A 26,482-nucleotide genomic window follows, 5' to 3' on the forward strand; every position below is an offset into this window, starting at 1 on the left:
CTAAAATAAATAATAAATCTAAAATAAAATATTAATATTTTATTTTTATAACAAACGGAATTCATTTATGGCATTACAGTATCTTGATTTTGAGAAGCCGATAATCGAATTAGATCAAAAAATAGAAGAGCTCAAGACCTTTAATCTTAGCGGCATTACAAATGTTGACGATGAGATAAAAAATCTTGAATCCAAGCGGGATAAACTTATTAAAGATATATTTAAAAATATCGGCAACTGGCAGATAACCCAGCTATCTAGACACCCTTTAAGGCCGTACACCCTTGATTACATTGAGCTGATAACGGAAAATTTTACAGAGCTTCACGGCGACAGGCTTTTTATGGATGATAAAGCAGTCGTAGGCGGCTTCTGTTTTATTAAAAGCAATAATAACGGCGGTTACAGGCAAAGAGTATTGATAGTAGGACATCAAAAGGGGCGCAATACCAAGGACAAGATGTGCAGAAATTTTGGCATGCCTCATCCCGAAGGTTACAGGAAAGCGCAAAGACTCTTTAGATTGGCCGAAAAATATTCTATTCCGATTATAACCTTAATAGATACCCCGGGGGCTTACCCCGGACTTGGAGCCGAGGAAAGAGGGCAATCGGAAGCCATCGCAAAAACAATTTATACTTTGTTAAATGTCAAAGTGCCTGTTTTATCCATTATCATAGGCGAGGGCGGAAGCGGCGGAGCGCTTGCTTTTGGAGTCGGCAACAAGGTGTTGATGCTTGAATATTCGGTTTATTCGGTAATATCTCCCGAAGGATGCGCCTCGATATTATATAAAGATGTTTCTAAAACCGAGGAGGCATCCAATTCGCTAAAACTTACCGCAAAAGATCTTCACGGCCTAAAGGTTATTGACGGCATTATTCCTGAACCGCTTGGCGGGGCGCATAAAAATAAGATATTAGCTTCCAATAATATAAGAAAGGCTATTATTGAAAACCTTGATCACCTTAAAAAATATGACGGTGAAACCCTGAGAAACGACAGGATACGGAAATTCACGGAATATTAATATTTCAAATTAGGTATTTAGGGACTAAATATTAATTGAAAAACGGTTAAATGTATGATATAAACTTGTACTGTACTAATTATTATAAAATAAGCAAACATAAAATTATAGATTTAATATAATTTAAATGGAACATTAGAAAAATTCAATTTATTTAACGATGGTAGAATATCCGGATATTGCCTATTTTATTTCAAAAGACCTTATTTCTAAAAGTTCGATTGAGGAGATTTATGAAAAAATAGCCATTACAGCTGACACCTTTATAAAGTGCAATCTTGTTACCATATTTATGCTCAGCGAGGAGACCGAAACCATAAAATGCATTAAATTTTATCGGGATGGCAAATTTATACAAAAGGATTTTGAAATAATGCTTGGAGAAGGAATTATAGGTTCCGTCGTGGAAAACGGAGAACCCTTAATAAGCAAAGACCTCAAGTTCGACTTATCGGATATATATTATGAATTGGAAAAGCAGTTTTCGGGAATGGCTTCTGTTTTAAGCGTACCTATATATGCAGGCTCATTGGTTTTAGGCGCTCTAAATGTATATACAGAAACCCCGTACGAATTTACCGAAGAAGAGATTGAAATAGCCAAATTTATAGCCTTAATGGGCGGGGTTTTTATATACAGTCTCACCTTATACGAAAATGCGAATTTCTTATACTTAAGGCAAAAAGAGGAAAGCAGGAAGGTGGAAAATCTGCTTGAGGTTTCGAGGCTTGTTTCCTCATCTTTAGACCTTGCCAGCGTTCTCGACCATTCCGTTAAAAGCCTGATGAACTTCACCAACACAAGTATGTCTCTGGTCTATTTTAAGGATGAAGCGCAAATCTTGCCCTGTTATGAATTTTTTAACTGCAATATGAAGGGATGTTCAATTTACGGCGGCTCCATAAATTGTTATACCCTTGCCAATTTCGAATGTCCATTTGTAAAATGTCCGCCTGAAAGCAAAATATTGCAGAAATGCGTTGAGTGTCCTTATTTACTTGATATAGCCCTTAAATTATTCAAAAGTTACGGAATAGAAGAACATCAAAGCATTTCGACCTCTTTTAAATTAAAAGAATATTCCTGCTCAAAAAGTTTAAACACGGGCTACCCCGCCATAGTTCATTATAAGCAGGGCAAAGATAACCTGTGCGACTGTATATTTAAAAATATTCATAAACAGACATTTCTTGCGATACCTGTCAGAACGGATAAAGATTTCCTGGGGATAATATTTCTTTTTGACTATAAAGAGATTAATTATTCCGTTGAAACCGTGGATTTTATATCCAGCCTTGCAGACATAATCTCGGTTGCGATTTCGAATGCGCAGATGGTGGATTATATCGAAGAAACCCATTTTGGCGCTATAAACTCGATATCCGAAGCCATTGAGGCGAGAGACGCATACACAAGAACGCATGGCGACAGATTGATTAATTACGGAATAGAGGTTGCCAGAGAGCTTAATTTAGGCGAAAACGAGATTAAAAATATAAGATATGCGGCAGCGCTTCACGATGTCGGCAAGATAGGAATAAAAGACTCAATATTAAATAAACAGGGAAAGCTAACCGATGAGGAATACGCAGAAATGAAAAAACATCCGGAGATAGGCTATAATATGCTAAAAAAGATAAAATTTTTAACCCCTATCGCAAACGAGATATTGCACCATCAAGAAAGATATGACGGCAACGGCTATCCCGATAAACTAAAAGGCGAAGATATACCGATTATTTCAAGAATAATTGCCGTTATCGACACATTTGACGCTATGACTACCGATAGGCCTTATCGAAAAGCTCTTCCTCTTCAGACTGCGTTAGATGAGCTGAAAAAAAATTCAGGAACTCAATTTGATCCAAAAGTGGTAAATGCTTTTCTGAAAGTCGTCAATCAAGATTTAAACCTCAAAATTGCCGATAGAAATTTATAAACTGGATTCCTGCTTTCGCAGGAATGACACCCCAAGGGTGAATTAGTAAATTCTTATTAAGTCATTCCCGCGAAGGCGGGAATCCAGAGTTATCAAGGCCTTACAGTATTTTAATAATTTCTATCGGCAATTTTGGGTAAACCCGCTAAAAGAAAGTTCCTCAGGGACTTCGTGAGACTGAATGAAAAATATTAATTTTTCCGGCAAAGCCAAATGTTTTATGATACAGGGAACAACAAGTTCCGCAGGAAAAAGCGCTTTGACAACCGGTTTTTTAAGGTATTTTTCGATGGGAGGCTATAATTCATCCCCGTTTAAATCTCAAAATATGTCTTTAAACAGTTTTGTTACGGACGACGGCTTTGAGATTGCGGTTTCTCAAGCTGTTCAGTCTGAAGCGGCTTTTAAAAATCCTATAAGACAGATAAATCCTATTTTAATAAAACCCTCATCCGACTATAATATGCACTTAATTGTGGAGGGAAAGTTCCATGGGAATATGGATTTTAATAATTATAACAAGAAAAAAAATTATTTCCTTAAAAAGGCTAAAGAAAATTTTGAGTTTTTAGCCCGGAATAACGACCTGATAATACTTGAAGGCGCAGGAAGTCCTGCAGAAATAAATCTGTTTAAATTTGACATTGCAAATATGGGTTTTGCCGAACTTTACGGCATTCCCGTAATTTTGGTTGCCGACATTGAAAGAGGCGGCGTTTTTGCCTCTATTTTTGGAACGGTTAAACTGCTTCCGTTAAAATGGAGAAAATTAATTAAAGGTTTCATTATAAATAAATTTAGAGGCAATTTAAAGATTCTGGACCCGGGGATAAAATCCATTGAATCAATGCTTAAAATTCCTTGTCTGGGGGTTCTCCCATACATTAAAAATCTTCGCCTGGAAGCCGAAGACAGCCTTAATTTAATAAACCATTCAGGGAATGGGAGTTCAAATAATTTGACTAAATCTTGTAAATTAAGGATAGGAATTGTTCATTTGGACCATATATCTAATTTTAATGAATTTGACCCGCTTTTTTTTGACGACAGGATAGATGCGCGATTTTTTAAAGAGGCGCCGGATAGGCTGAATGAATTAGATATGATAATTATTCCAGGCACAAAATCCACTATTAGCGATATCTTAAGCATGAAGAAAACCGGAATTTTCGACTATATCAAAGATTTCGAAAAATATGGCGGCGTTATCATGGGGATATGCGGTGGTTTTCAAATAATGGGGAAACGGATTAAAGACCCGTTTCATATCGAGTCTGAAATAGATGCAATGGACGGGTTTGGTTTTTTCGACATAGAGACCGTAATGAAAAACGAAAAAAAGGTCTTAAACCAAAGATACCTGCTTAATTTAAAAAACGGTCCGCATGGGGAGGTTTTGGGCGGATATGAAATACATAACGGGAGAACCTTTTTTGTCGAAGGATATTCGGGTGAAAATATTTACACAGGCTTGTTTGAGCCTGTCGAAACTTTAGATAATCCATCTTCCGCAGAAAACGGTATTTTATCGAAAGATAAGAAAAAAATAGGCACATATATTCACGGATTATTTGGAAATGGGATATTTACAAATTTTGTAGTGGATATTGTCAAAGAAAATAAAGGCGAGGCTTACAATTGTAATATAGAAACGGACTCCTGTTCTTACGACGCGGTCAAAAATCGCAATTATAATTTATTATCCGAAAACATAAGCAAATACATTAACATAGATTTAATAAAAGATTTTGCCGGAATTTAATTAATTTCCTTAAATCACCGTTAGAAATCTATTTTTCTGGATTCCCGCTTTCGCGGGAATGACAATGCGGGGATTTAACTTTTCACCTTAATAGTGTCATTCCCGCGTAGGCGGGAATCCAGTATTTATTATATGTTGAAATAGTTTCAATAGTCTCTAACGGTGAGTTAAGGTAATTTATATTTTTGATTCGTAAAAGAATTTTTTAGAAGAAAGATATGTCCCAAAAAACCCCGATACTAAAGCTATTGTAAAAATTAAAAAGATCTGCAGGCCGCTTAAGAATACTATGCCTATATGAAAATAGGCTAAGAAATCGCTAAAATGATAATATAGGAATATTTTAAATATCACGAAAAGCAGCAGGATAGACAAGCAAAAAGACAGGATCGTTCCAATTTCTCCTTCTATAAACATCGGAATTCTAATATAATTATTAGTAGCGCCTATCAGCTTCAATATCTCTATTTCGCTTTGTTTCCTTAATATGACGAGTTTAATGGCGCTGTAAGATATAAATATCGATAATATAAATAAGAATAAAAATATAATTAGCCCTATAACCTTTGTAAAAAACATAAATTGAATAATTTTATCTTCCAGTAATTTATTATAATAAACAATACTGACGCCTTTAAATGTTTTTATCCGCAAATAAATATTTGATAGAAATATTTTGCTGATAGTATCTTTTTTAAATCTTATTTTTATAAAGGAAGGTAAAAAATCGGGATTTATATCCTTTAAAACGGAGTGTATATGGCTTACTTCGCGTTCCAGAAATTTTAGCGAGGATTTATGGCTGTAATAATGAATGTTTTTTATCCCCTTAATAGTTTTAATATACTTTACAACGCTGTCTTTTTTTGTCCCATTTTTTAGAAATACTATCATTATGTTGTTTTTTTGAAAAAGCCTCATATAATTATAAATATTTGCATAACAAAGAAGAAAAAACAGCATTATGAAGTATGAAAAAGACATTATCGCAAAGGCAAACAGGTTTCCCGCGATATTGGATTTAATGTTTAAAAACGCTATCTTAAAATAATTTATCAGGTAGCTAACTCTTTGTGATATCAATTGTGCGAGCCCTTCCCATTCTTATAAGATTTTTATCGTGCGTGGCTAATATTACGGTAGTCCCTTTATTGTTAAATGATTTTATTATATCTATGATAATTTTGGATGTATCCTCATCTAAATTACCCGTAGGTTCGTCGGCAAGCAATACTTGAGGATTTTGAACCAGAGCTCTCGCTATGGCGACCCTTTGCTGCTCCCCGCCCGATAAACTTAACGGATATTCATCTTTTTTTATAAATAATTCGACGGCCTTTAATATTTCCGTAACATTTTTAACGATTACATCCCCAAAAATGCCCGAAACCTCAAGCCCCAGAGCTACATTCTGAAAAACGGTTCTGTTCGGAAGGAGTTTAAAATCCTGAAACACAAAACCGATTTTTCTTCTTAAGAACGGTATGTCTTTCGGCTTTATATTTTGAAGCTCCGTATCCATAAATTTTATAGCCCCGTGGGTGGGTTTTTCAAGGGCTATCAGCATTTTTAAAGTTGTAGTTTTGCCCGCGCCGGACGGTCCGGTTATAAAAATAAATTCGCCCTTATTAACATTAAAATTCAAATCTCTTAATATATAATTCTTGTCGTAAGATTTATATACATGATTAAATTCGATCAATATTTTTTACCCCCGTCATTTTATCGATGTTCCGCCTGAAGGCAACGGCCGTTTCTAACGGATTTATAGAATCCGAAACGGCGCTTATGACCGCGGCGCCTTTTACGCCGTACGCGGCCAACTCTTCAATATTATAAGTGTTTATGCCGCCGATAGCAATAACCGGTATTTTTACATTGCGGCAAATTGTTTTTAGAATTTCGGGACTCATAATGTTTCCGGCATCTATTTTGGAAGAAGTGCCGTAAACCGGCCCCGCTCCGATGTAATCCGCCCCGTTATTTTGAGCATCCAGCGCCTGTTTTAGATTGTCCGCGCTCACGCCGACAATTAAGTTTGGATAATTTTTTTTTATCATTGCTAAAGGAAAATCATCCTGTCCGATGTGGACGCCGTCCGCCCCTGCGCAGGCCGCAATATCCGGCCTATCGTTCACGATTAACAGCGGTTTTCTGTCAGAGCTAAATTTATTTAAAAGGTTTTTTATGTACAGAGCCGCATAGTAAATATCTCTGGCAGTCAATTGTTTATTTCTCAGCTGCAATACATCGGCATGGCTTTTTACGGCTATTCTTGACAATTCACCCAAATATGTTTTATACTCGGTTATATCGAAGTCCTTAGTTATTATTTGAAAATTAAATCTATTCATATTATATTATAAAATTTTTTATTAATATTAATTTCATTTTAAAAAAAATATTTAAATTTAAATATGATTATAAATTTTTCTTGACAAAAGGTATAGCTAAAAATAGAATAAAAATTGTTAAAGGAGGTGATAAATTTTGAAAAAGCTTACAGTATTAGTTTTAGGAATGTTTTTAGTTGTGTCAACCTTAGCATTTTCCGGTTGCGCAAAAAAACCAGCCCCTAAAGCACCTGCGGCACCTGCGGCTCCTGCAGCCCCAGCAGCTCCGGCTAAGAAAGCGGCACCGGCTGGAAAAGCGGCACCGGCTAAAAAAGCTCCGGCGGCTCCTGCAGCACCGAAAACAAAGAGTTAAGGTTTAGAACTTAAAATTTTTATCCCGCCTTCCTGTTTGTTTACTATATAAAATGGAAAGGCGGGTTTTTAATTTATTGCTTCGATGAAAGAAACTATTTTTTTATTTTTAGTCATTTTTTTTACCCTTCCGCACCCCGCTTACGCCATAAGCCGTTCAGATAAAATTATTTATCAAAAATATCCTGCTATAATAAAAAAACTTGCTTTATATAAAAAGAAATTTAATTTTTTGTCGTTAAAAATTATTAAAAAAAGAAAAGATATAAGTGACTTAAAGAATAAAATCGATATTGCCTTGCTTAAAATAAAACGGCTGAAAGGAAAGATTAATAAAGATAATTTAATTTTAAGGAAATTGATAAGCAAGATATTTATTATTCAAAGAGATAAAGATGCTATAAGATTAACTACCATAAAGGACAGCACTAATTCTTTCATAACTTTTTATCAGTTAAAAACGGTTTTGAATAAGGAAAAGCTTCAATTGGCCGCGTTAATAGCCCGCAGGAATAGATTCTTAAAAATAAAAGATTATCTTAATAAAGAAAAAACCAGTTTAAAAAAGGCATTAAAAAGCCTTGGGGTATCGCGTCAAAAATTAAGCAGTTTAATAAAAGGAATTAAAAGCTATATAAAAACAATAAAGATAAAATATATAAATGAAGAGAAAAATAAAAAGAATAGACTTTTAAAGAATAAGGTTATAAAATTAATGCACAAAATAAATAGCGGTTCTAAAAAAGGCGATGTAGAATTTATTATAATGAAATGAGGTAAAACTTATGGGTAAGTTTTTGAGCGGGCGGTCAGTCAAGCCTGTGTTGTTTTTTATTTTTGTCGTTCTGATTTTAGCCCTTGCAAATAGCAATTATTGCTTTGCAAAAGACAATAAAGAGGCATTGAACGCAAATACCGTTAAAAGCCTGAGGCTTTTTTCGAGGGTTTACACTTTAATAAAAAATAATTATATAAAAAAAGAAAGCTCTAAGAAACTTATCTTTGGAGCGATAGAAGGCATGGTATCCACGCTGGATCCGCATACTTATTTTCTTACCCCGAGCGAATTCAGGCAAATGAAATCGGAAACATCGGGAGAGTTCGTCGGAATCGGCATTAAGATTTCCACTAAAAACCATTATATCGTCGTAATATCGCCTATCGACGGTTCGCCCGCCGCCAGAGCGGGCATTAAAGCCGGCGATATTATCGAAAAAATTAATAATATCTCGACATATAATATGAATATTATGAGGGCGGTAGGCCTTCTGCACGGCAGGGCGGGAACCGCCGTCAACCTTTGGATAGAACGCAAAGGTTTTAAAAAGCCCAAGGTATTTAAACTTGTCAGGGAGAATATAATATTAAAAAGCGTGAAATATATGATACTGCCTCATCATATAGGTTATGTCAGGATTTCGAGTTTTCAGGATCATACAAACAGCCAGCTTTTAAAAGCATTAAAAATTATAACCCTAAAGGAGAACGGGATTAAGGGGTTAATTATCGATTTAAGAAATAATCCAGGAGGTCTTTTAAATCAAGCGGTTAAGGTTTGCAGCGATTTTATAAAAAGCGGGGTAATAGTCTATACGAAGGGAAGGATAAAATCTCAGGATGAAAAATATTTTGCTTTAGGAAAGAGGCCGCCTTTTAAATATCCGGTGGTTGTCCTTGTCAATTCCGGAACCGCCAGCGCCGCCGAAATTACCGCCGGAAGTCTTCAGGCGCATAAAAGGGCTATCGTGGTTGGAACGCAAACATTTGGCAAGGGTTCCGTTCAGACGGTTTACACCCTTCCGGATGGCACGGGCATCGGTCTGACGACGGCCTTTTATTTTTTGCCGAACGGCGTCTCGGTTCAAGATACGGGCGTGATACCTAATTTTGTCATTCACAGTTCAAAGGATTTTATATTTGTAAAACCCCTTCCTAAGTTAAGGGAGGTCGATTTAAGACATCACTTTAAAAATCCTGAAAGCAAGAAAATAAAAGAAAGATATAACTATAAGGCATTTAAGGTATATTATAAAAAAGACGATCAGTTCAGGTTTGCTTATGAACTTCTTAAAAGCTGGAATTCTATTAAAAGTATCGGAGTATATTAGACTTGGCTAAAAATAAAAAAGGCAAAAATGGCGGGTTAAAATATAAATTATTTTTTATATTGGCCGGTTTTTTTATAATTATCCTTTTTTCCGTTTTTATTTATAAATTTTTCTTTTTAGCGCAATACGGCAGGCCTGCAAAACAATATATCAGCCCTGAAAGGTTAAGCAGGGCGGCTTTAAAGACAGCCCTTTATAAAAAGCATCCCGTAAAGAGTTTAACCGGTTTCTTCAAAAAGACATTAAAAGATCTGGATATCCCGCGCCGCAACATTATAGTCCAGCATATCGCTTTAAGCGTTAAGGCGCCGGTAAACCGGCAAAATGATTTGAAAGATATAAGCATAGACTTTTCTAAATATAATATTTTAATATCAAAAGGCCTTGATTTTAATCTAATTAAAAATATTTTTAAAAGCGAGTTTAAAAAATATATAATACCGTCCAAAAGACCTCTCAGCTATTATTTATACGCCGTAAAACATAACAGCGTGTGTCTTTATTTTTATTATAAATCACATCTTTTCCTTAAAGCGGTTTTTATAGTAAAAGGGCAGGGTAACAGCGGGTTTAATTCTATCAAGCAGTATGTGGACTCTCCTAAAATAGCTCTGGATATAGATGATGTGGGTTATGATAAGTCTTTTATAAACAGTTTAATTTCGTTGCGCACCCCGATAACTTTCGCAATTTTTCCTTACGCTCCTTTTTCCAAACAAATAGATTTAATGCTTCATAAAGCGGGATACGAAACCATAATGCATACTCCTATGGAGCCGGTTAATACAGCGCTTTTCCCGGGAGACGGGGCGCTGTTTATTTCGATGAGTAAAAAAGAGATAAGAAATAAAATTTTAACCGATATAAGCAGGCTCCCGTTTATCGATGGAGCAAATAATCATGAGGGTTCTTTGTTTACATCCGATAAGGAAAAAATCTGCGATTCGATATCCGTTTTCAAAAAACGGGGTTTATTTTTTATGGACAGCCTGACCGATTCCAATAGTTTTGCATACAGGTGCGCGTTAAAGAAGGGACTTCCTTCCGCGCAGAGGGATGTATTTATCGACGATAAGCCGTCGGTTAGGTATATAAAAAATCAAATTAAGGCTGCCGCGGCTTTAGCCAATACATTCAAGAGGGTTATAGTTATAGGCCATCCGAGGCAGGATACGGTAGCGGCTTTGATGAAAGAGATTCCGGAGCTTAAGAAAGAAGGGTATGTTTTTGTTCCGCTATGCGAATTTTTAAGATAAAATGAATAAATAGTCTTTATATGAAAAATTTTAAAGAAAAGGTCATAATCGCATTAGATTATAATAATCTGGACGCGGTAAGGGGCATACTGGAAAGACTTAAAGGGGAAGCCTGTTTTTATAAAATAGGACCTGTTCTTTTTACATCCTGCGGCATTCAAAGTGTTAAGCTGATAAGAGATTACGGGTGTAAGATATTTTTAGATCTTAAATTTCACGATATCCCGAATACCGTTTATAATGCCGTTAAATCTGCAGGGGAGTTAGGCGTCGATATAATAAATGTTCACGCCTCCGGAGGCGTGAACATGATGAAATCGGCAAAAAAAGGGGGGATAGAGGCGGCAAAGAAAACGGGTAAAAATATCGATGTTATCGGTGTGACGGTACTTACCAGTTTAGCGCAGGAGGATTTACGGGATATTTTTTACTATCAGGGGCATGGCGTTAATTCCGAAAATCCAAAATCAGGTGATGCGGGTAATGTCGGAAGTTTAGTTTTACATCTGGCAGGATTAGCCAAAATTTCCGGTCTTGACGGGGTTGTGTGTTCGGGATACGAATCCCTTGAAATAAAAAAGGTTTTAGGCGATAACTTTAAGACGATTGTCCCGGGAATAAGGCTGGCAGGGAGCGGTTATGCAGCGGAAGTTCATCGGGACGCCGGAGCCGCCATTGCCACGGAAGGAGAAAATATTAAAGGCGGCACACGGAGAGACGACCAGAAAAGAGTGATAACCCCTTCCATGGCATTTAATTCTAAAGCGGACTATATTGTCGCAGGAAGGGAGATTACAGCCTCCAATGACCCGTTAACGGCTTTAAAGGCAATTTATAACGATATCGAAAGATTTGCCGAAAGAACATAAATTCCCCCTCTATGGGATATCTTTGCCTGCGCTTATAAAGACAATGTCTTTATGCAAGCAAAGATGGTTAGGGCGGGGAGGGAGGGATGTAAACCTGTGCAATTGACTATATACGGGACGAATACCATTAAAGAAGCGGTTCTTTCAGGCAAACTGCGAAAAACTGTTTATGCAAGCGAGAAAAAGTGGAAAAACGGCCTTATCGATAAGGATCTTTTAAAATTAATTAAAGCAAAAAGCGTTAAAATCGAAATAAAAAATGACAATATTTTTATAAAAGAGTTTGGCAAAGAGGCCTTTATAAAAGGTATAGCGGCAACCGTAGAATATAATGAAAAGCAGTACGAAGAGTTATTCGAGAGTAAAGACAGGCGGCCGCCATTCTATTTGATTTTAGATGAAATAACGGATCCGCAAAATTTAGGTTCTATTATCAGAACGGCTAATTGTTCAGGCATCTCGGGGATTATAGTGCCGAAGTCAAACTCTATTTTTATAACTTCTTCCGTTGCGAATGTTTCGCAAGGTGCGCTATTTTATGTCGATATCGTCAGGGTTACCAATATTGCCAGGGTTATAGACGACTTAAAAAAGCGGGGCGTTTGGGTTATAGGGCTGTCTGCAGATTCCGAAGGCGACATTTATTCAATGGATTATAATATTCCTCTGGCTGTTGTTATCGGTTCCGAGGGTAAGGGTTTAAGAAGGCTTACAATTTCAAAATGCGAAAGTATTTTAAAGATACCTATGGTCGGAAATGTAAACTCTTTAAATGCAGGGATTAGTTTTGCCGTTATGGCGTACGAAGTGCTAAGGCAGAGGACATATAATAAAAAAACGGATTAAAAAATAAACTTGACATTATTTATTTAGTGTTATATTCTTTATATTGACTTGTTTATCTATTTGTTTGGATGAAGGTCTAATTTTAACATTTAACGACTATTCTTATTAGTCGTTAAAGGAGTAAGGAGAAGTAGAGTATGAGGTACCAAGGGAAAGTGAAATGGTTTAACGACAGCAAAGGTTTTGGATTTATTGAACAAGAAAACGGACAGGATGTTTTCGTTCATTATTCTGCGATTACGCAGGACGGCTTTAAAACCTTAACAGAGGGACAAAAAGTAGAGTTTGAAATCACCAATGGCGCAAAGGGTCCACAAGCTATCAATGTAACAAAGGCTTAATCTTTGCATATGAATTAAGCGGTGTATGTTCTACTTGCATTCATAATTTGATTCGTTCACTATCCTGTATGGAAAAGTGGTGCTAAGAAATAAAGAATAAAGTAATAGCAAGCAATAAAAATATACCGTTTTAAGGTTCGGCCAGTTTAAAATCATTTACCCCAGTAAATAAATTTAATTTATTGGGGTTTTTTATTGTTTATAACAATAAAAATAAGTGTGTTATAATAATACGATTAATATATACATTATTCATTTTAGCGATGGATAATATTTGTTTGGAGGCAGAATAATTGAATTACCAGGAAAAAATTAGAAACATTGCGGTTGTTGCCCATGTTGACCACGGCAAAACCACATTAATAGACAAAATGCTTAAAGAAAGCGTAAGTAAAAGAGACTTCGAGGCTTTGCCCGAAAGGGCAATGGATAGCGATGATCTCGAAAAAGAACGCGGAATAACCATTTTGTCAAAATGCACAGGTATAAAATTTAAGGATTATAGAATTAATATTGTCGATACGCCGGGGCACGGGGATTTTGGAAGCGAGGTAGAAAGGGTGCTTGCCATGGTTGACGGTGTTTTACTTTTGGTTGACGCCTTTGACGGACCTATGCCGCAGACCAGATTTATTTTAAAAAAATGTTTAGAGTATAATCTGAAAGTTGTTCTTGTAATAAATAAAATAGACAGACCTGGGGCAAGACCCAAAGAGGTTCTCGAAATGGTTTACGATTTATTTCTTGAGTTGGGCGGCGAAAACATCAATTTGAATTTCCCGGTTATATATTCCTCGGCAAAAGAAGGCTATGCAATAAAAGACCTGGACATCCTTCCTGAAGATAGGTACAAAGACAGACTTAATCCGCTTTTTGAGGCAATTGTGGATTTTATACCGCACCCCCCTATTCTGAACAACCCTAATCTCGAATTTTTGGTTACAAGCATAGGCCATGACGATTTTCTTGGCGCAACCGCCATCGGTATTGTTAAATCAGGGAAACTTAAGGTTATGGATCAGGTATATTTATATAATATTAAGGACGAGCTGGTTAAAGCGAGGCCGACAAAGATATTTTTATTTGACGGTCTCAAAAAACAAGAAACAAGCGAAATAAACGAAGGCGATATTGCCTTAGTAACAGGCCTTACAGGCGTCGGCGCTGGGGATTATATAGTAAAAGATAAGCCTGTATCCCCGCTGCAAAGAATAAAAATAGACGAGCCCGTTATTCTTGTTAATTTTATAGTTAATAAAAGCCCTTTTTCCGGAAGGGAGGGGAAACTTGTAACAACAAGGCAGTTAAGGGAAAGGCTTTATAAAGAGGCGCTGAATAATGTCGGGCTTAAGGTTTCAGACACAGGCGACGAAACAGTATTCGATGTTTACGGCAGAGGACTTTTACATTTATCCATTTTAATCGAAAAGATGAGGCGGGAAGGATTTGAATTTGCGCTGTCCAAGCCAAGGGGTGTTATAAAGGAGATTGACGGCAAAAAGATGGAGCCTTACGAACTTTTATATATAACTGTTAAAGACGAATTCACAGGAGCGATTTTAGAAAGACTTTCGTCTATGAAGGGCAACCTTATAGATATGACTAAAGACGATAAAGGAAATACCTATCTTGAGTTCGTTATACCTTCAAGGAGCATAATGGGGTTTCATAATGAATTCTTGACGCTTACCAAGGGTACGGGGACAATGAACCATAACTTTTATAAATTTGACGAATATGCCTTCGATATTTCCCCAAGAAAAAACGGCGTAATGATATCCATGGAAAACGGCGAGGCTAATTCATACGGTTTATTTAATCTACAGGATAGAGGCAGTCTTTTTGCGAGCCCTCAGGATGAGGTTTATGAAGGGATGGTAATAGGAATTCATTCGAAGCCGGGGGATATAACGGTCAATCCTTGCAAAAGAAAGCAGCTTACCAACATGAGGTCAAAGGCTTCCGATGAAATGATTACATTAACCCCGCCTATAAAACTTACTATAGAATATGCGCTTGAATTTATCGAAGATGATGAGCTTGTCGAATTTACCCCGAAATCTATCCGCTTACGAAAAAAACTACTGTCCGAAAGCGACCGTAAAAAAGGATCGAGGGGACTCCTTAAGGTATAAAGCGTAAAAAGAAGAGAAGGTGCTTTTAAAATGAGAGTTAAAATTTGCGCGGTGCAGATGTCTTCCTCGGCAGATAAGAATACATCGCTTAAAAAGGCAATAGATTTTTTATCTATGGCTTCAAAAAATAAAGCTAATATCGTCTGTTTTCCGGAGCTTTTTGCGACCAATTGGTTTCCGCAGGATATGGAAATAAATAAAATAGATGAAAATTTTAAATTAGCGGAGGATATCGGCGGAACGACTTTAGAGTTATTAAAAAAACAGGCAAAAAGTTTTGGTATGATTATTATTGCCCCATTTTTTGAAAAAAGGGGTGACAATTATTATAACAGCACAGCCGTCATAAGTGAAAATGGCGAGGTTTTGGGGGTTTACAGCAAGATTCATCTCCCCAATGTCGAATATTATTATGAAAAGTCATATTTTTCCAACGGGAAAGATATTCCTGTTTTTAATACCAAGTTTGGAACAATCGGCGTTCAGATGTGCTGGGATAATTTTTATCCCGAAGTTTCGCGAATTTTAGCCATTAAAGGAGCAGAGATTATTTTTGCCCCTACCGCCTCTGCTTTTAACACTAACAACAAATGGTTTTTATCCATTTCTGCAAACGCTTTTGTTAACGGGGTTTATATATTAAGAGTCAACAGGGTGGGCAGAGATAAAGCACTCGATTTTTATGGAAAATCGTTTTGCGTTTCTCCCGACGGAACTATTCTTGATGATTTTGCCGGACTTAATGAATGCGCCGTTATTTACAATATCGAAACAAAAGAGGTAGAAAGAGCCAGAAAGAATTGGCCTTTTATTAAGAACCGTTTCAACGAAGCATATAAAGATATTATATAATTTTCTATAATGTTGGAAGATATGCAATTAAACTGCGTAAATCTTAAAGATATTATTAACCCTGCCCCGCCGTTAAGCGAAGGTCTTGACAAAAACGAAGAACAAAATAAAGCCGGTTTAAACCGGACTGCCGAAACAACGCCGGATTCACAGCCTATACTGGATTACACTATTAAAGAGATGTTTAATATACATATGCAGGCTTCTCAAACAATATGGGACAAAAAGATGTTTGATGACGAGTTTAAAAGGCAAGGGTCCGGCTTTATCGTCTGTTACACAAACGACGAATATAAAAAATCGGATAAAACCGTCAGCAAAGCTTTTATCCACGCCGGAAATACGGATGATAATATAAATCTTAGCCTAAAATCCAAAATTATCGCGTTCTTTATTTTTTATACCGTTTTGGATGAAATGCATATCCTCGATATTACGGTTGCTAAAAATGAGCAATCGAAAGGAATCGGAACATTTATGCTGAATTATATCCTTAAAAAATATATAGATTTGGGTATAAAATATTTTTATCTGGAAGTAAGGGTGTCGAATGCCAGAGCGATAAATCTTTATAAAAAATTCGGCTTTAAAATATTTATGTTAAGAAAAGGTTATTATGACGACAACAAAGAGGACGCTTTATGTATGGTAAAGGAGGCCGTTTAAGAGATTTGGATAATTCGGACATTAATAATTCAAAAAGCAACGCCGTTCGTGATACGCTCATTATAAGCGAAAAGTGCGAAATAACGGTTAACCAAAAGATAAAAGATACCGAAGGAACCTATATTTTGAGGCTTAAAAACAGGTTCATAGCGTCAAATTATGGGCCAGGCCAGTTTGTTATGATTAAAATCAACAACGGCGACAACGGCTTTGATCCGTTATTAAGCAGGCCGTTTTCGATTTTTAACAAATTTAACGAGAATGAATTTGAGGTATTATACAGGGTTTGCGGAAGAGGAACCGGTATTTTAAGCAAAATCCCGAAGGGGAATTTTTTAAATGTAGTTGGTCCGCTGGGAAACGGATTTGATTTTAATACAGATTCGGAGAAAAATAAAATTCATGTTTTAATTGCAGGCGGCATAGGCATTGCTCCTTTATATCCCATTCCGGGGCATATACTTAATAATTACCGGTTTGACGAAATAAAAGCGGACGGCGGCTTAAACAATGAATATAACAACAATAAGAACGGCAAGAATAAGAAGGATAAGATAGTTTTATATTACGGCGCAAGGAAGGCGGAGGAGCTTTATTTCAGGTATAGCATCCATTCGAGGTTTGACGAGGTTTACTTTGCAACGGACGACGGATCGTTTGGATTTAAGGGAAGCGCAGTTGAATTACTGTTTCAAAATATCGGCGAATATTTAGGCGAAGATAAAGCGGAAGATTTTAATGTTTCGTTTTATGCATGCGGTCCCAAACCGATGCTTTCGGCATTAGCCGATAAGTTTGGGGAAGCCAAACTTTTAGAAAAATTACAGTTATCTTTGGAGGAAAGTTTCGGATGCGGCATAGGCGTTTGTCTTGGATGCGCGGTAAAGTGCAAGGATGCCGGCGGCGATGGTTCAAATTTTGCTTATAAAAGGGCTTGCCAGGACGGCCCTGTTTTTCATGCCGGCCAATTATACGGCTTTACCGGCAGCAAGGATGTTTTACAAACAGCTTTCCGAGAAAAAAATCATGGGCAAAATTTAAATGAAAATCAAAGTATAGACCTTTCGGTTAAACTTGGAAATTTAAAACTCGATTACCCTGTTATGCCGGCATCAGGGACATTCGGGTATGGCGAGGAGTTTATAAATGTTGTAGATTATACATATTTCGGAGCGCTTGTTACGAAAGGAATTTCGTTAAATCCGTCTAAAGGAAACGAAATGCCGAGAATTTGCGAGTCATCCTGCGGTTTAATTAATTCTATCGGGCTTCAAAATGTGGGCTTCGAAAGATTCAGGGATGAAAAACTATCATTTTTAAGGCATTTTAGCAAACCTGTAATTGTAAATTTTTTTGGAAAAAGTGTGGAGGAGTACGTTCTGCTTGCGGAAAAGTTATCGGGGCTTCAAGGAATTAGCGCTCTGGAGGCAAATATTTCATGTCCCAATATAAAAGAGGGCGGAAGGTCTTTCGGATCCGATCCTGAGATTGTTTATGAGCTGGTTTCATCCGTAAAGGAAGTTATGGGCGGCAAATTGCCTTTGATAGTAAAATTACCCCCTATGGTAAGCGACATCTCTTTGATTGCAGAGATTTGCGAGAAAGCGGGGGCGGATATTATATCCTTAATAAATACAATCCCTTCCGCTTCAATAGATATAAAAACCAAAAGTTTTAAATTAAGCAGGGGCTTCGGGGGTCTTTCGGGTCCCGCCGTTAAGCCCGTCGCCTTAAAACTTGTAAACGATGTTTATAACAGCGTAAGGATTCCCGTTATAGGAATGGGCGGAATAAGCTCGTGGGAAGATGCGGCGGAATTTTTTTTGGCCGGCGCTACGGCGGTTGCGGTAGGAACCTATTCGTTTATAAATCCTAAAATAATTCCGCAAATAGTCGAAGGACTTAAGGGATATTTAGCGGATAACGGGTTTAACGATATTTATGCTATAATCGGTCTTGCAAATAAAAATAAATAGAAATAATGAAATTAAATTCGAAACAAATTAATAAATAAACGATGGAAGCAGGGTGCCGGAATAAAAATAAAAGCGGTATTTTGTTATCGATTTACGATATCTTGCTTGATAAATTCGGAACAATGAATTGGTGGCCGGCCAGGTCGGATTTTGAGGTTATAATCGGGGCGATATTAACGCAAAATACCGCATGGACAAATGTCGAAAAGGCTATAAATAATCTGGACGCCCACGGGCTTTTATCTTTTGAAGCCCTTTACGAAATCGATTTGAATTTGTTAAAAGGGTATATTAAGCCCTCGGGATATTACAATCAAAAGGCAAGAAAAATTAAGGAGTTTATAAATTTTGCCAAAAGAGAATATAATTTTTCCCTTGAACTTATGAAAAAAGAAGATGTGCCGACAATGAGGGGAAAACTTTTAAAGATTTTCGGCATAGGCGAGGAGACGGCGGACAGCATTCTTTTATACGCACTTAAAAAGCCGGTATTTGTTATAGATGCATATACCAGAAGAATACTTGAAAGACACGGTATAATTAAAGGCGCTTCAAAAGAAAAATATGAAAACCTGCAAAGATTATTTACGGCGAATATTGTTCCCAGCGAAGCAAACATTAAAATATATAACGAATACCATGCCTTGATTGTAACGGCAGGCAAAATGTTTTGTAAAAGGACCCCGTTGTGCGATAATTGTCCGTTAAAAGAGTTAGAATTAGAATAAGTGGGAAAAAAGAAAGAAAAAAAGCATCATGAAAAATAAATTAATATTGTTTATTTTATTGGCAGGCGCAATAATAGGAGGTTCATTATTAGCAATTTATAAGATAAACTATGACAAGACGGCGAAAAATGTAATAAATCTCGATAAGTTATATCCGCTGCCCTCGATAGTCAAAAGCCCCGCTTTAACTTATCCGCGAAAACAACTAAACCCGCGAAACCCGCTTAATCCGCAAAAAACTTTTAAGCTTGCCATAGCTTCCATGATGTCGCCCGTTGCAAATATAAATGCTTACGAGCCTTTTGCAAAATATCTTCGCCTTGCCCTTCATATGCCGGTGAAGATTATTCAAAAGCGCACATATTTAGCCGTAAATAATCTGCTGATAAATAATAAGATTGATTTAGCCTTTATTTGCACCGGGGCTTATGTGTACGGCGGATTAAAAAACAGGGTAAAAATAATAGCGGTGCCGGTTATAAACGGAAAAAAAACATATAGGGCTTATATAATAGCGCATAAACCCTCAAAAATTAAATTCGTCAAGGATTTAAAAGGCGGAGTGTTTGCGTTTACCGAGCCGTTATCCAACACCGGCTATGAGTATCCAATGCGTTTTTTTAAGAATAACGGCATAAATCCGGAAATATATTTTAAACGGGTAATGTTTACTTATAATCATACCGATTCGATTAAAGCGGTTGCGGCAGGTATTGCCGACGGCGCTTCGGTCGATTCCATAGTTTATTTTTACACATACAATAAATATAAAAGCGTGAGGCTTCACACTAAGATTATTTTGAAATCCCCTTTATTTCCTATCCCGCCCATAGTTATGTCCGATGGGGCGGATAAAAGATTAAGGGATGAAGTAAAAAAAATTCTTTTAGATATGTCAAAAAATCCGAAGGGAAAATTAATTTTAAAAAAACTTGGCATAGACGGTTTTGCCGTGCCGGATTTAAATAGATATAAGTAAATTAATAAATTTAAATGAAAAACCGTTAAATATTTTTTTATGAGATTTTCTTTATTTTTTTCAATTATATTAATCCTTAAAAAATTTTATAATATTTCTTTAAGGATTAAAGTTATAGGACTTGTTATATTTGCCGCTTTAATACTTGGGTTGCCTGTTATATACTTTGTAAATAAAGACTTTTCGCAACAAAATAATATACAATTAAGGCTAATGAGCAAGACTACCTCCGAACAGTTATCGTCCCAGTCCGTGAATTATATTCTTGAGGATAATATATATGCCCTGACGAGATTATTGAAAAACTCGCTTAAAAGCGATCCCGATGCGGTTTATGCTTTTATTCAAAATAAAAGAGGCGAGGTTATCGCATCTACTTTTAACGGCGGATTTCCTGCAGGCTTGCTAAAAGTTAACGATTTTAAACCGAAAAGTTTATCCACCGTTAAAATTAAAACTACCAAAGGGATGATATATGATACATCCGCACCTATTTTAGAGGGAAGGCTTGGTGTGGTGCGTGTCGGAATTTCATCCGTAAGGTCAAATCTGACCCTTTATTCGCTGATAAGATCCATATTTTTTTCCATGATATTTGCGGCCGCTTTAGCCATCATACTTTCGGGCGCAATCGCCTGGTGGGTTATGGCCCCGATAGTTAAATTATCGGAGGCTGTTAATATGGTAAAAAACGGCAGTTATGATGTAAAATTGGATGTTAAAAGGGATGATGAAATAGGAAAACTTACAAACGGCTTTAATGAAATGGTAAATAGTTTAAAAAAGGCAAATTTGGAACAAATCGAAAATGATAACTTAAGAAAAAACTTCATTACAAATGTGATAAAGGCTCAAGAAGAAGAAAGGAAAAGGATAGCAAGAGACCTGCATGACCAGTTTGCGCAGATGCTTGCTTACATAAAAATAAGATTTGGGCTGCTTAAGGATTTAAATGACTTTAAAGAGGCCAGAAGCAGCATTATTCAAATTAGCGAAGATTTGGCAAAGGCGCTTGACCTTGTCCGCGATATAGCGAAAAGTTTAATGCCCGGAATATTGGACGAGATGGGCTTAGTCTGTGCCGCCTCCAGTTATATAGACGATATTAATAAAAAAAGCGCGGATTTTAGGGTAGATTTTTACACGGGCAGTCTTAAGGATAAAAGATTTCATCCTAATACCGAAATTAATGTTTACAGGATAATTCAAGAAGCATTATCGAATGTCATACTTCATTCGCAAACTAATTATGCGAAAATAAGCCTTGAAGAGAGTGACGGAAAGATAAGGGGCGCTATCGAAGATTACGGAATCGGTTTTAAATATGATATTATTAAAAAAGATAGTTTTGGAATATTCGGAATGATAGAAAGGGCAAAACTTTTAGGCGGCGATTTGGAAATAGAATCTATCCCGGGCAAAGGAACCGAGGTTAAGTTTTGGGTGCCTGCGGCGCAAATAACTTAAAGGTAAATAATATAATGATAACAATAGTTTTGGTGGATGATCATCATCTGATGCTTTCCGGCCTGAAAATGATAATAAGCGGACAGGAGGATTTACAGGTAGTAGGAACGGCAAGCGATACAATATCTGCTATAGAGGCCGTTAAAACAAACAAGCCGGATGTCATAGTTCTTGACATTTCTTTGCCTAAAGCCAACGGGCTCGATATGATATCCCGGCTTAAAAGTGTTTCTCCAGAATCAAAAATACTAATTTTAACCATGTACGAAGACAGGCAGTATGTTTATAAAGCGCTTGAAAATGGCGCTCTGGGTTATATACCCAAAAAAGCGGCAGAACATGATTTGATTTACTCTATAAGAACGGTGGCAGGAGGAGAATTATATATTCATCCGTCTTTAGTCAAAAGCTTAATTAATAAAGAGGACAACGAATATCGTTATAACGATAACGGCTCGTCAAACAGGGAAAGATCATTATGGGATAGTTTAAGCCCGAGAGAACAGGATGTTTTGATATTTGTTGCAGAGGGTTTTTCAAACAAAGAGATTGGCGAAAAACTATTCATTAATGAAAAAACGGCAGCTACCCACCGTTTAAGGGGGATGGAGAAATTGGATCTTTTAAACAAATCCGACCTTGTCGATTTAATTTTCTTTAAGCTTAAACTTCCGAAAAAGTAATAAAAGCCTTATAAACCGGCATAAATTCAAATAAATCCGCAATTTAAGTTTCTTTCGTAATATTTTTTCTTCACTATATTTCCGATTTTTTCTTACAAAAATCATATTTTGTATTATTTAAAATAAGTCTGTCTCGTGATAAAAGTAATAATAGTCGAGATGATTTTAATGCGGCGATGGATTGACTTCCATTATATTAGTATTACACTTAATATTAGTATTACTATACTTAAAGTAAATTCAGGATAATTTTAATATTATTAGGGGGCAAATGAATGAAAAAAGAAAATGACAGGGAAAACAAAAGGGTGAAAGGGGAGGAAAAAGTAAGCGAAAGGGGAAAGAGCGAAAAATCAAAAAGGAGAAAATTTCTTAAAATGCTCGGGTTAGGAGGATTGGCCGCAGCCGCCTTCGGGTTTGCCGGTTTATCAAAATCCAAAGAGGCATTAGCCGCCCCTTTGAAAAAGGAAAAAGGGAAAAAAAGCGGATTAAATACGCCGGAAAAAGGAACGGGAGTTCCGACGGGCGCTTTGAAAAATAAGAGATGGATGGGGTGGATGAATCCGTCGCAGGATGTAAACGACGGATGGAACGAGTGGATGAGGACGATAGAAAACCCTCATAACCTTCCTATCTGGCACGATAATTTTTACACCATTAAAGATTCAAAACCGAAACATCACTGGGCAATGGTTATGGATTTAAGAAAATGCGTCGGATGTCAGGCTTGCGTTATAGCGTGTAAAAGCGAAAACAATGTCCCTCTTACGGTTTTTAGAACCGTGGTTCAGGTAATGGAGACGGGACATATGGTTCCCGATAAAGACGGGATAGTTGTTACGGACGAGGGAAATTTTACTCCCGATACTAAAAGATTCAATTTGCCTAGGATGTGCAATCACTGCGATCACCCCTCGTGTGTGGAGGTGTGTCCGGTAAAAGCAACTTTCAAGAGGCAGGACGGTATAGTTTTAATAGACTATAATGTTTGCATAGGGTGCGGAACCTGTCTTCAAGCCTGTCCTTACGATATGCGTTTTTTTAATCCGGTTCAGCATACGGCGGATAAATGCACATTTTGCGTTCACAGAATAGACAGGGGGCTTATGCCTGCGTGCGTAACTTCATGCGTCGGAAGAGCGAGAAAGTTCGGGGATTTAAACGACCCCAAGACCGAGGTTTCGAGGCTGATAGCCGGATATCCGACTTCGAAACTTAAAATTTCCACTGGAAACGATCCTCAGGTTTTCTATATAGATTTAAACGGGATGTTAGTCGATCCGACTAACCCCGAAGAGGTTAAAATGGTTTATACTTACGCAATGTCTTTTAATACCACCGCATATCAAAAATTAGGCGGGACAGCCGTGCTGCCCATCGTGGAGGAAATGGAAGACCCTTATAAAGATTAACCAAGTTCAATTTTAAAATTTTAAAGCAAGGAGTAAATATTATGACTTTATTAAACGGTTTTTTAGAAAATCCGGTGTGGGGTTTGCCGATAGTGATTTATCCGTTTCTGTCGGGTCTTGTCGCAGGGTCGTTTGTCGTTGCATCGCTATCGCACCTTTTTGGAATGGAAAAATTCAGGCCGTTAGCTAAACTTGCGGCGATAGTCAGTTTTGCGATGCTTATACTTGCGGCGCAGGCGCCTCTGGCAGACGCGCTCCAGCCTTCGAGGGCTATATGGGAATTATATTTCAGGGACCATTTTCCATACTCGCCTTTGGGCATGTTCATTATTATATGGACGCTTTATATAATCCTTATGCTTTTTGAAATGTTTTATCTGTTCAGGGTTTCTAATATAAAAAGGGCGGAAGAAGATAGCGGATTCAGAGGAAAATTGGCAAATTTCTTTACGCTCGGAAATAAAGATTTATCGGAAAAAGCTGTAAAAAAAGACCATAAAGCCCTTATGGTTATAGCCGCACTGGGCATAGGACTGGCGTTTTTGTTTCACGGATATGTCGGATTTTTATTCGGCGCCATAAAAGCAAGGCCGTTGTGGTCGGATCCTCTTATACCGGTTTTATTTATAACATCGGCTATCGTTTCTGGTATTGCGCTTATGGGCGTACTATACGTGATAGGCTTTTCGTTTTATTCCGATAAAAATAAGGTAAAACCTGAAACCGTGTATGAACTTAATAAAATTTTGTTGTTAATGATAGGATTCGACCTGTTTTTCGACTTAACCGAATGGCTTTATTCGGTTCGTTCTTACGCTCCTAAAGATTTATACGAAGGATGGCACGCTGTTTTCAGCACGGGTGCAGGGGGCGTTTTAGCTTTTAATTACCATTTTATGCAAATAACGCTTGGGCTTATTATACCTGGACTGCTGCTTATTTCAAAAAAAGTAAGGAATTCAAAGGTATGGACGGTAATAATAGGCTTGCTGGTTTTAGCGGGTGTTTGGGCAATGAGGTTTAACACCGTCGTAGGCGCGCAGCTCCAGACAAAAATCGGGCAGGGGACGGTTCTTTTCGATATTCCGTGGTTAGGTTACGACGGATATATAACCGGAATCGGATTATTTGCATTAGGCATCTTTTTAATATTCGTTTTCGGCTATTTATTGGGGTGGGAAGATAAACCCGAATTAACCGGTAATAATTAAAATAAGGAGGATTTGTAATGTCAATGAATAGAAGAGATTTTTTAAAATATACGACATTCGGCGCGGCGGCGGTTTTTACCGGAGCTGGTTTGACCCAGTGGGCAGGCGGGATGTTTCATTATGAGGGCGAATATGTTTTTCCCGGCAGGACCGAAAACTGGCCCAAGGTGGATGTAAAATTTACCACCTGCAAGCAGTGCCATAGCGACTGTGCGGCTATGTCGAGGGTGTTTAACGGAACGCTCATTAAATTGGACGGCAGTCCTTACGATATACAGACGACACAGCCGAGCATTCCTTATTCTACGCCCGTGAACGAGGCAATAGCGTATGTCGGAACAAATTTTGACACAGCTAAGCCTTTCGTTGACGGCGCTCATTCCCTGTGTCCCAGAGGTCAGGCGGGAAGGCAGGATGCTTACGACCCCTACAGAATCTATATGCCCCTAAAAAGAGTGGGGGAAAGGGGCTCCAAGAAGTTTAAAACGATTTCCTACGAACAGCTTATAAGCGAGGTGGTGAACGGAGGCTATCTCTTTAAGGACATCCCCGGTGAAGAAAAGCGGTTTGTCGAGGGGTTTAAGCACCTGTGGAACGGAGGCGAGGGCAGGTTCGTCCCCGCAAATCCCAGATACCCCGACTTCGGACCTAAAACCAACCAGTATGTTTCTTACTGGGGCAGGGGCGAGGGAGGCATAGCCAACTTAATGACCAGATTCGCCAATGCCCTGGGTTCGGTAAACGCCCTGCCCCATGTCTCTATCTGCGAACTCTCCCACCATGTTTCGACATTCAGGACATTTCCCGGAACCAACATGCTGAAGCCTGATCTGCCCAATTCGGAGTATTTATTAGTATTCGGGGCAAACTATCTGGAAGCCAATTTCCCTATGCAGACCTTGGCGAGAAGGTCCGTTGCCGCCACCTCGTCGGGCAAATTAAAAATAGTCGTGATAGATGTAAGGGCGGGCAATCAGGTAGCCCATGCCGATAAGTATATTCCGATAGCCCCCGGGGGAGACGGGGCTTTAGCCATGGGGATGCTCAGGTGGATAATAGAAAACAAACGATACGACGAAAATTTCCTTAGCAACTTAAACCACGGCTCAGCCAATAGCAACGGAGAGCCCAACTTTTCCAATGCGTCCTACTTAATAGTTGCGGATGAATCCGATAAGGATTTTGCCAGGTTCTTAAAGAGCGGAAGCTCCTTTTACGCCATAGACAAATTTAGCAGAAAGCCCGTCCTGGCTTCCGCTTCCGCAAAAGGCGAGCTGTGGCCCGCCGGATTTTTATCGCTTAAGCCCGTAAACGTAAACGGGGTTAACTGCATGACGGGCATGCAGATGTTATGGGCGGAGCTCGTCAAGCATACCATAGACGAATATGCCAAAGAAGCGGGACTTGCCCCGAGGGTAATACCCGAGCTTGCATCCGAGCTTAAATACGACGAACCCCTCTTGAATGTTTCTATCGACAGGAGCAAAGCTCAAAACATGGGTATAACTATGCAGGAA

24 protein-coding genes are annotated in these 26,482 nt (G+C 37.9%); 21 read left to right on the top strand and 3 right to left on the bottom strand.

Annotated elements, in window-relative coordinates:
* Positions 1 to 67 precede the first annotated feature (67 nt).
* The 3 genes from EVJ47_06910 (at position 68) to EVJ47_06920 (ending at position 4,731) form a co-directional block, all read left to right on the top strand.
* Positions 68 to 1,030, top strand: a complete 963-nt coding sequence (locus EVJ47_06910) for an acetyl-CoA carboxylase carboxyltransferase subunit alpha (GenBank protein RZD14388.1) — start codon at positions 68 to 70, stop codon at positions 1,028 to 1,030.
* A gap of 160 nt (positions 1,031 to 1,190) precedes the next feature.
* Complete coding sequence (locus tag EVJ47_06915; protein ID RZD14389.1) at positions 1,191 to 2,969, top strand: HD domain-containing protein; 1,779 nt, start codon at positions 1,191 to 1,193, stop codon at positions 2,967 to 2,969.
* Between the two features lie 181 nt (positions 2,970 to 3,150).
* Positions 3,151 to 4,731, top strand: a complete 1,581-nt coding sequence (locus EVJ47_06920; GenBank protein RZD14390.1) for a cobyric acid synthase — start codon at positions 3,151 to 3,153, stop codon at positions 4,729 to 4,731.
* Positions 4,732 to 4,908: 177 nt separating this feature from the next.
* On the opposite strand, the gene EVJ47_06925 is transcribed toward EVJ47_06920, so the two are convergent.
* Genes EVJ47_06925 through thiE form a run of 3 tightly spaced genes read right to left on the bottom strand, consistent with a single transcriptional unit; the run spans position 4,909 to position 7,085 of the window.
* Positions 4,909 to 5,814, bottom strand: a complete 906-nt coding sequence (locus tag EVJ47_06925; GenBank protein RZD14391.1) for an FtsX-like permease family protein — start codon at positions 5,812 to 5,814, stop codon at positions 4,909 to 4,911.
* Positions 5,795 to 6,433, bottom strand: coding sequence for a cell division ATP-binding protein FtsE (gene ftsE / locus EVJ47_06930; protein ID RZD14392.1), 639 nt, complete (start codon positions 6,431 to 6,433; stop codon positions 5,795 to 5,797). The genes EVJ47_06925 and ftsE overlap by 20 nt, the downstream gene beginning before the upstream one ends.
* Positions 6,420 to 7,085 carry a thiamine phosphate synthase gene (gene thiE / locus EVJ47_06935; GenBank protein RZD14393.1) on the bottom strand — a complete coding sequence of 222 codons (666 nt, stop codon included), beginning with the start codon at positions 7,083 to 7,085 and terminating at the stop codon, positions 6,420 to 6,422. Before thiE ends, ftsE begins: the two co-directional genes overlap by 14 nt.
* Positions 7,086 to 7,251: 166 nt before the next feature.
* Between thiE and EVJ47_06940 the strand changes: the two genes are divergently transcribed.
* From EVJ47_06940 to EVJ47_07025, 18 genes are all read left to right on the top strand, one after another.
* Positions 7,252 to 7,437, top strand: a complete 186-nt coding sequence (locus tag EVJ47_06940; GenBank protein RZD14418.1) for a hypothetical protein — start codon at positions 7,252 to 7,254, stop codon at positions 7,435 to 7,437.
* Between the two features lie 84 nt (positions 7,438 to 7,521).
* On the top strand, positions 7,522 to 8,211 hold the full coding sequence (locus EVJ47_06945; GenBank protein RZD14394.1) for a hypothetical protein: 690 nt from the start codon (positions 7,522 to 7,524) through the stop codon (positions 8,209 to 8,211).
* A gap of 10 nt (positions 8,212 to 8,221) precedes the next feature.
* A complete protein-coding gene (locus EVJ47_06950; protein RZD14395.1) occupies positions 8,222 to 9,544 on the top strand; it encodes a S41 family peptidase in 1,323 nt (440 codons plus the stop codon).
* On the top strand, positions 9,538 to 10,800 hold the full coding sequence (locus EVJ47_06955) for a divergent polysaccharide deacetylase family protein (GenBank protein RZD14396.1): 1,263 nt from the start codon (positions 9,538 to 9,540) through the stop codon (positions 10,798 to 10,800). Before EVJ47_06950 ends, EVJ47_06955 begins: the two co-directional genes overlap by 7 nt.
* A 20-nt stretch (positions 10,801 to 10,820) precedes the next feature.
* Complete coding sequence (gene pyrF / locus EVJ47_06960) at positions 10,821 to 11,669, top strand: orotidine-5'-phosphate decarboxylase (protein RZD14397.1); 849 nt, start codon at positions 10,821 to 10,823, stop codon at positions 11,667 to 11,669.
* A 51-nt stretch (positions 11,670 to 11,720) separates the two neighbouring features.
* Positions 11,721 to 12,515: a 23S rRNA (guanosine(2251)-2'-O)-methyltransferase RlmB gene (rlmB, locus tag EVJ47_06965; protein ID RZD14398.1), complete on the top strand. Its 795-nt coding sequence runs from the start codon at positions 11,721 to 11,723 to the stop codon at positions 12,513 to 12,515.
* 137 nt (positions 12,516 to 12,652) lie between these two features.
* Positions 12,653 to 12,856: a cold-shock protein gene (locus EVJ47_06970; GenBank protein RZD14399.1), complete on the top strand. Its 204-nt coding sequence runs from the start codon at positions 12,653 to 12,655 to the stop codon at positions 12,854 to 12,856.
* A gap of 293 nt (positions 12,857 to 13,149) precedes the next feature.
* Entirely contained in the window at positions 13,150 to 14,991 is a 1,842-nt protein-coding gene (typA, locus tag EVJ47_06975) for a translational GTPase TypA (GenBank protein ID RZD14400.1), read from the top strand.
* Positions 14,992 to 15,021: 30 nt separating this feature from the next.
* Positions 15,022 to 15,843, top strand: coding sequence for an acyltransferase (locus EVJ47_06980; GenBank protein RZD14401.1), 822 nt, complete (start codon positions 15,022 to 15,024; stop codon positions 15,841 to 15,843).
* A 9-nt stretch (positions 15,844 to 15,852) separates the two neighbouring features.
* Positions 15,853 to 16,509: a ribosomal-protein-alanine N-acetyltransferase gene (gene rimI / locus EVJ47_06985; protein RZD14402.1), complete on the top strand. Its 657-nt coding sequence runs from the start codon at positions 15,853 to 15,855 to the stop codon at positions 16,507 to 16,509.
* Positions 16,485 to 18,485 carry a dihydroorotate dehydrogenase gene (locus tag EVJ47_06990; GenBank protein RZD14403.1) on the top strand — a complete coding sequence of 667 codons (2,001 nt, stop codon included), beginning with the start codon at positions 16,485 to 16,487 and terminating at the stop codon, positions 18,483 to 18,485. The genes rimI and EVJ47_06990 overlap by 25 nt, the downstream gene beginning before the upstream one ends.
* Before the next feature lie 41 nt (positions 18,486 to 18,526).
* Complete coding sequence (locus EVJ47_06995; protein RZD14404.1) at positions 18,527 to 19,213, top strand: hypothetical protein; 687 nt, start codon at positions 18,527 to 18,529, stop codon at positions 19,211 to 19,213.
* 28 nt (positions 19,214 to 19,241) lie between these two features.
* Entirely contained in the window at positions 19,242 to 20,192 is a 951-nt protein-coding gene (gene phnD, locus EVJ47_07000; protein ID RZD14405.1) for a phosphate/phosphite/phosphonate ABC transporter substrate-binding protein, read from the top strand.
* Positions 20,193 to 20,231: 39 nt separating this feature from the next.
* The gene (locus tag EVJ47_07005; GenBank protein RZD14406.1) at positions 20,232 to 21,659 is read left to right on the top strand and encodes a HAMP domain-containing protein; all 1,428 of its coding nucleotides are present in this window, start codon (positions 20,232 to 20,234) and stop codon (positions 21,657 to 21,659) included.
* A gap of 14 nt (positions 21,660 to 21,673) precedes the next feature.
* Positions 21,674 to 22,342, top strand: coding sequence for a response regulator transcription factor (locus tag EVJ47_07010; GenBank protein ID RZD14407.1), 669 nt, complete (start codon positions 21,674 to 21,676; stop codon positions 22,340 to 22,342).
* A gap of 599 nt (positions 22,343 to 22,941) precedes the next feature.
* Positions 22,942 to 23,754, top strand: a complete 813-nt coding sequence (locus tag EVJ47_07015) for a 4Fe-4S dicluster domain-containing protein (GenBank protein RZD14419.1) — start codon at positions 22,942 to 22,944, stop codon at positions 23,752 to 23,754.
* A gap of 41 nt (positions 23,755 to 23,795) precedes the next feature.
* On the top strand, positions 23,796 to 24,965 hold the full coding sequence (locus EVJ47_07020) for a polysulfide reductase (GenBank protein RZD14408.1): 1,170 nt from the start codon (positions 23,796 to 23,798) through the stop codon (positions 24,963 to 24,965).
* Between the two features lie 17 nt (positions 24,966 to 24,982).
* The coding region (locus tag EVJ47_07025; GenBank protein ID RZD14420.1) for a twin-arginine translocation signal domain-containing protein at positions 24,983 to 26,482 on the top strand (1,500 nt) is incomplete at its 3' end.

This window comes from Candidatus Acidulodesulfobacterium ferriphilum (assembly GCA_004195035.1).
GTDB classification, from domain to species: domain Bacteria; phylum SZUA-79; class SZUA-79; order Acidulodesulfobacterales; family Acidulodesulfobacteraceae; genus Acidulodesulfobacterium; species Acidulodesulfobacterium ferriphilum.

Excerpts from the sequence above, each read along its gene's own strand:
- EVJ47_06910 (RZD14388.1), top strand. The coding sequence starts at position 68 with ATGGCATTACAGTATCTTGATTTTGAGAAGCCGATAATCGAATTAGAT.
- EVJ47_06915 (RZD14389.1), top strand. The coding sequence starts at position 1,191 with ATGGTAGAATATCCGGATATTGCCTATTTTATTTCAAAAGACCTTATT.
- EVJ47_06920 (RZD14390.1), top strand. The coding sequence starts at position 3,151 with ATGAAAAATATTAATTTTTCCGGCAAAGCCAAATGTTTTATGATACAG.
- thiE (RZD14393.1), bottom strand. The coding sequence starts at position 7,085 with ATGAATAGATTTAATTTTCAAATAATAACTAAGGACTTCGATATAACC.
- EVJ47_06940 (RZD14418.1), top strand. The coding sequence starts at position 7,252 with ATGTTTTTAGTTGTGTCAACCTTAGCATTTTCCGGTTGCGCAAAAAAA.
- EVJ47_06945 (RZD14394.1), top strand. The coding sequence starts at position 7,522 with ATGAAAGAAACTATTTTTTTATTTTTAGTCATTTTTTTTACCCTTCCG.
- EVJ47_06950 (RZD14395.1), top strand. The coding sequence starts at position 8,222 with ATGGGTAAGTTTTTGAGCGGGCGGTCAGTCAAGCCTGTGTTGTTTTTT.
- pyrF (RZD14397.1), top strand. The coding sequence starts at position 10,821 with ATGAAAAATTTTAAAGAAAAGGTCATAATCGCATTAGATTATAATAAT.
- rlmB (RZD14398.1), top strand. The coding sequence starts at position 11,721 with ATGCAAGCAAAGATGGTTAGGGCGGGGAGGGAGGGATGTAAACCTGTG.
- EVJ47_06970 (RZD14399.1), top strand. The coding sequence starts at position 12,653 with ATGAGGTACCAAGGGAAAGTGAAATGGTTTAACGACAGCAAAGGTTTT.
- EVJ47_06980 (RZD14401.1), top strand. The coding sequence starts at position 15,022 with ATGAGAGTTAAAATTTGCGCGGTGCAGATGTCTTCCTCGGCAGATAAG.
- rimI (RZD14402.1), top strand. The coding sequence starts at position 15,853 with ATGTTGGAAGATATGCAATTAAACTGCGTAAATCTTAAAGATATTATT.
- EVJ47_06990 (RZD14403.1), top strand. The coding sequence starts at position 16,485 with ATGTATGGTAAAGGAGGCCGTTTAAGAGATTTGGATAATTCGGACATT.
- EVJ47_06995 (RZD14404.1), top strand. The coding sequence starts at position 18,527 with ATGGAAGCAGGGTGCCGGAATAAAAATAAAAGCGGTATTTTGTTATCG.
- phnD (RZD14405.1), top strand. The coding sequence starts at position 19,242 with ATGAAAAATAAATTAATATTGTTTATTTTATTGGCAGGCGCAATAATA.
- EVJ47_07005 (RZD14406.1), top strand. The coding sequence starts at position 20,232 with ATGAGATTTTCTTTATTTTTTTCAATTATATTAATCCTTAAAAAATTT.
- EVJ47_07010 (RZD14407.1), top strand. The coding sequence starts at position 21,674 with ATGATAACAATAGTTTTGGTGGATGATCATCATCTGATGCTTTCCGGC.
- EVJ47_07015 (RZD14419.1), top strand. The coding sequence starts at position 22,942 with ATGAGGACGATAGAAAACCCTCATAACCTTCCTATCTGGCACGATAAT.
- EVJ47_07020 (RZD14408.1), top strand. The coding sequence starts at position 23,796 with ATGACTTTATTAAACGGTTTTTTAGAAAATCCGGTGTGGGGTTTGCCG.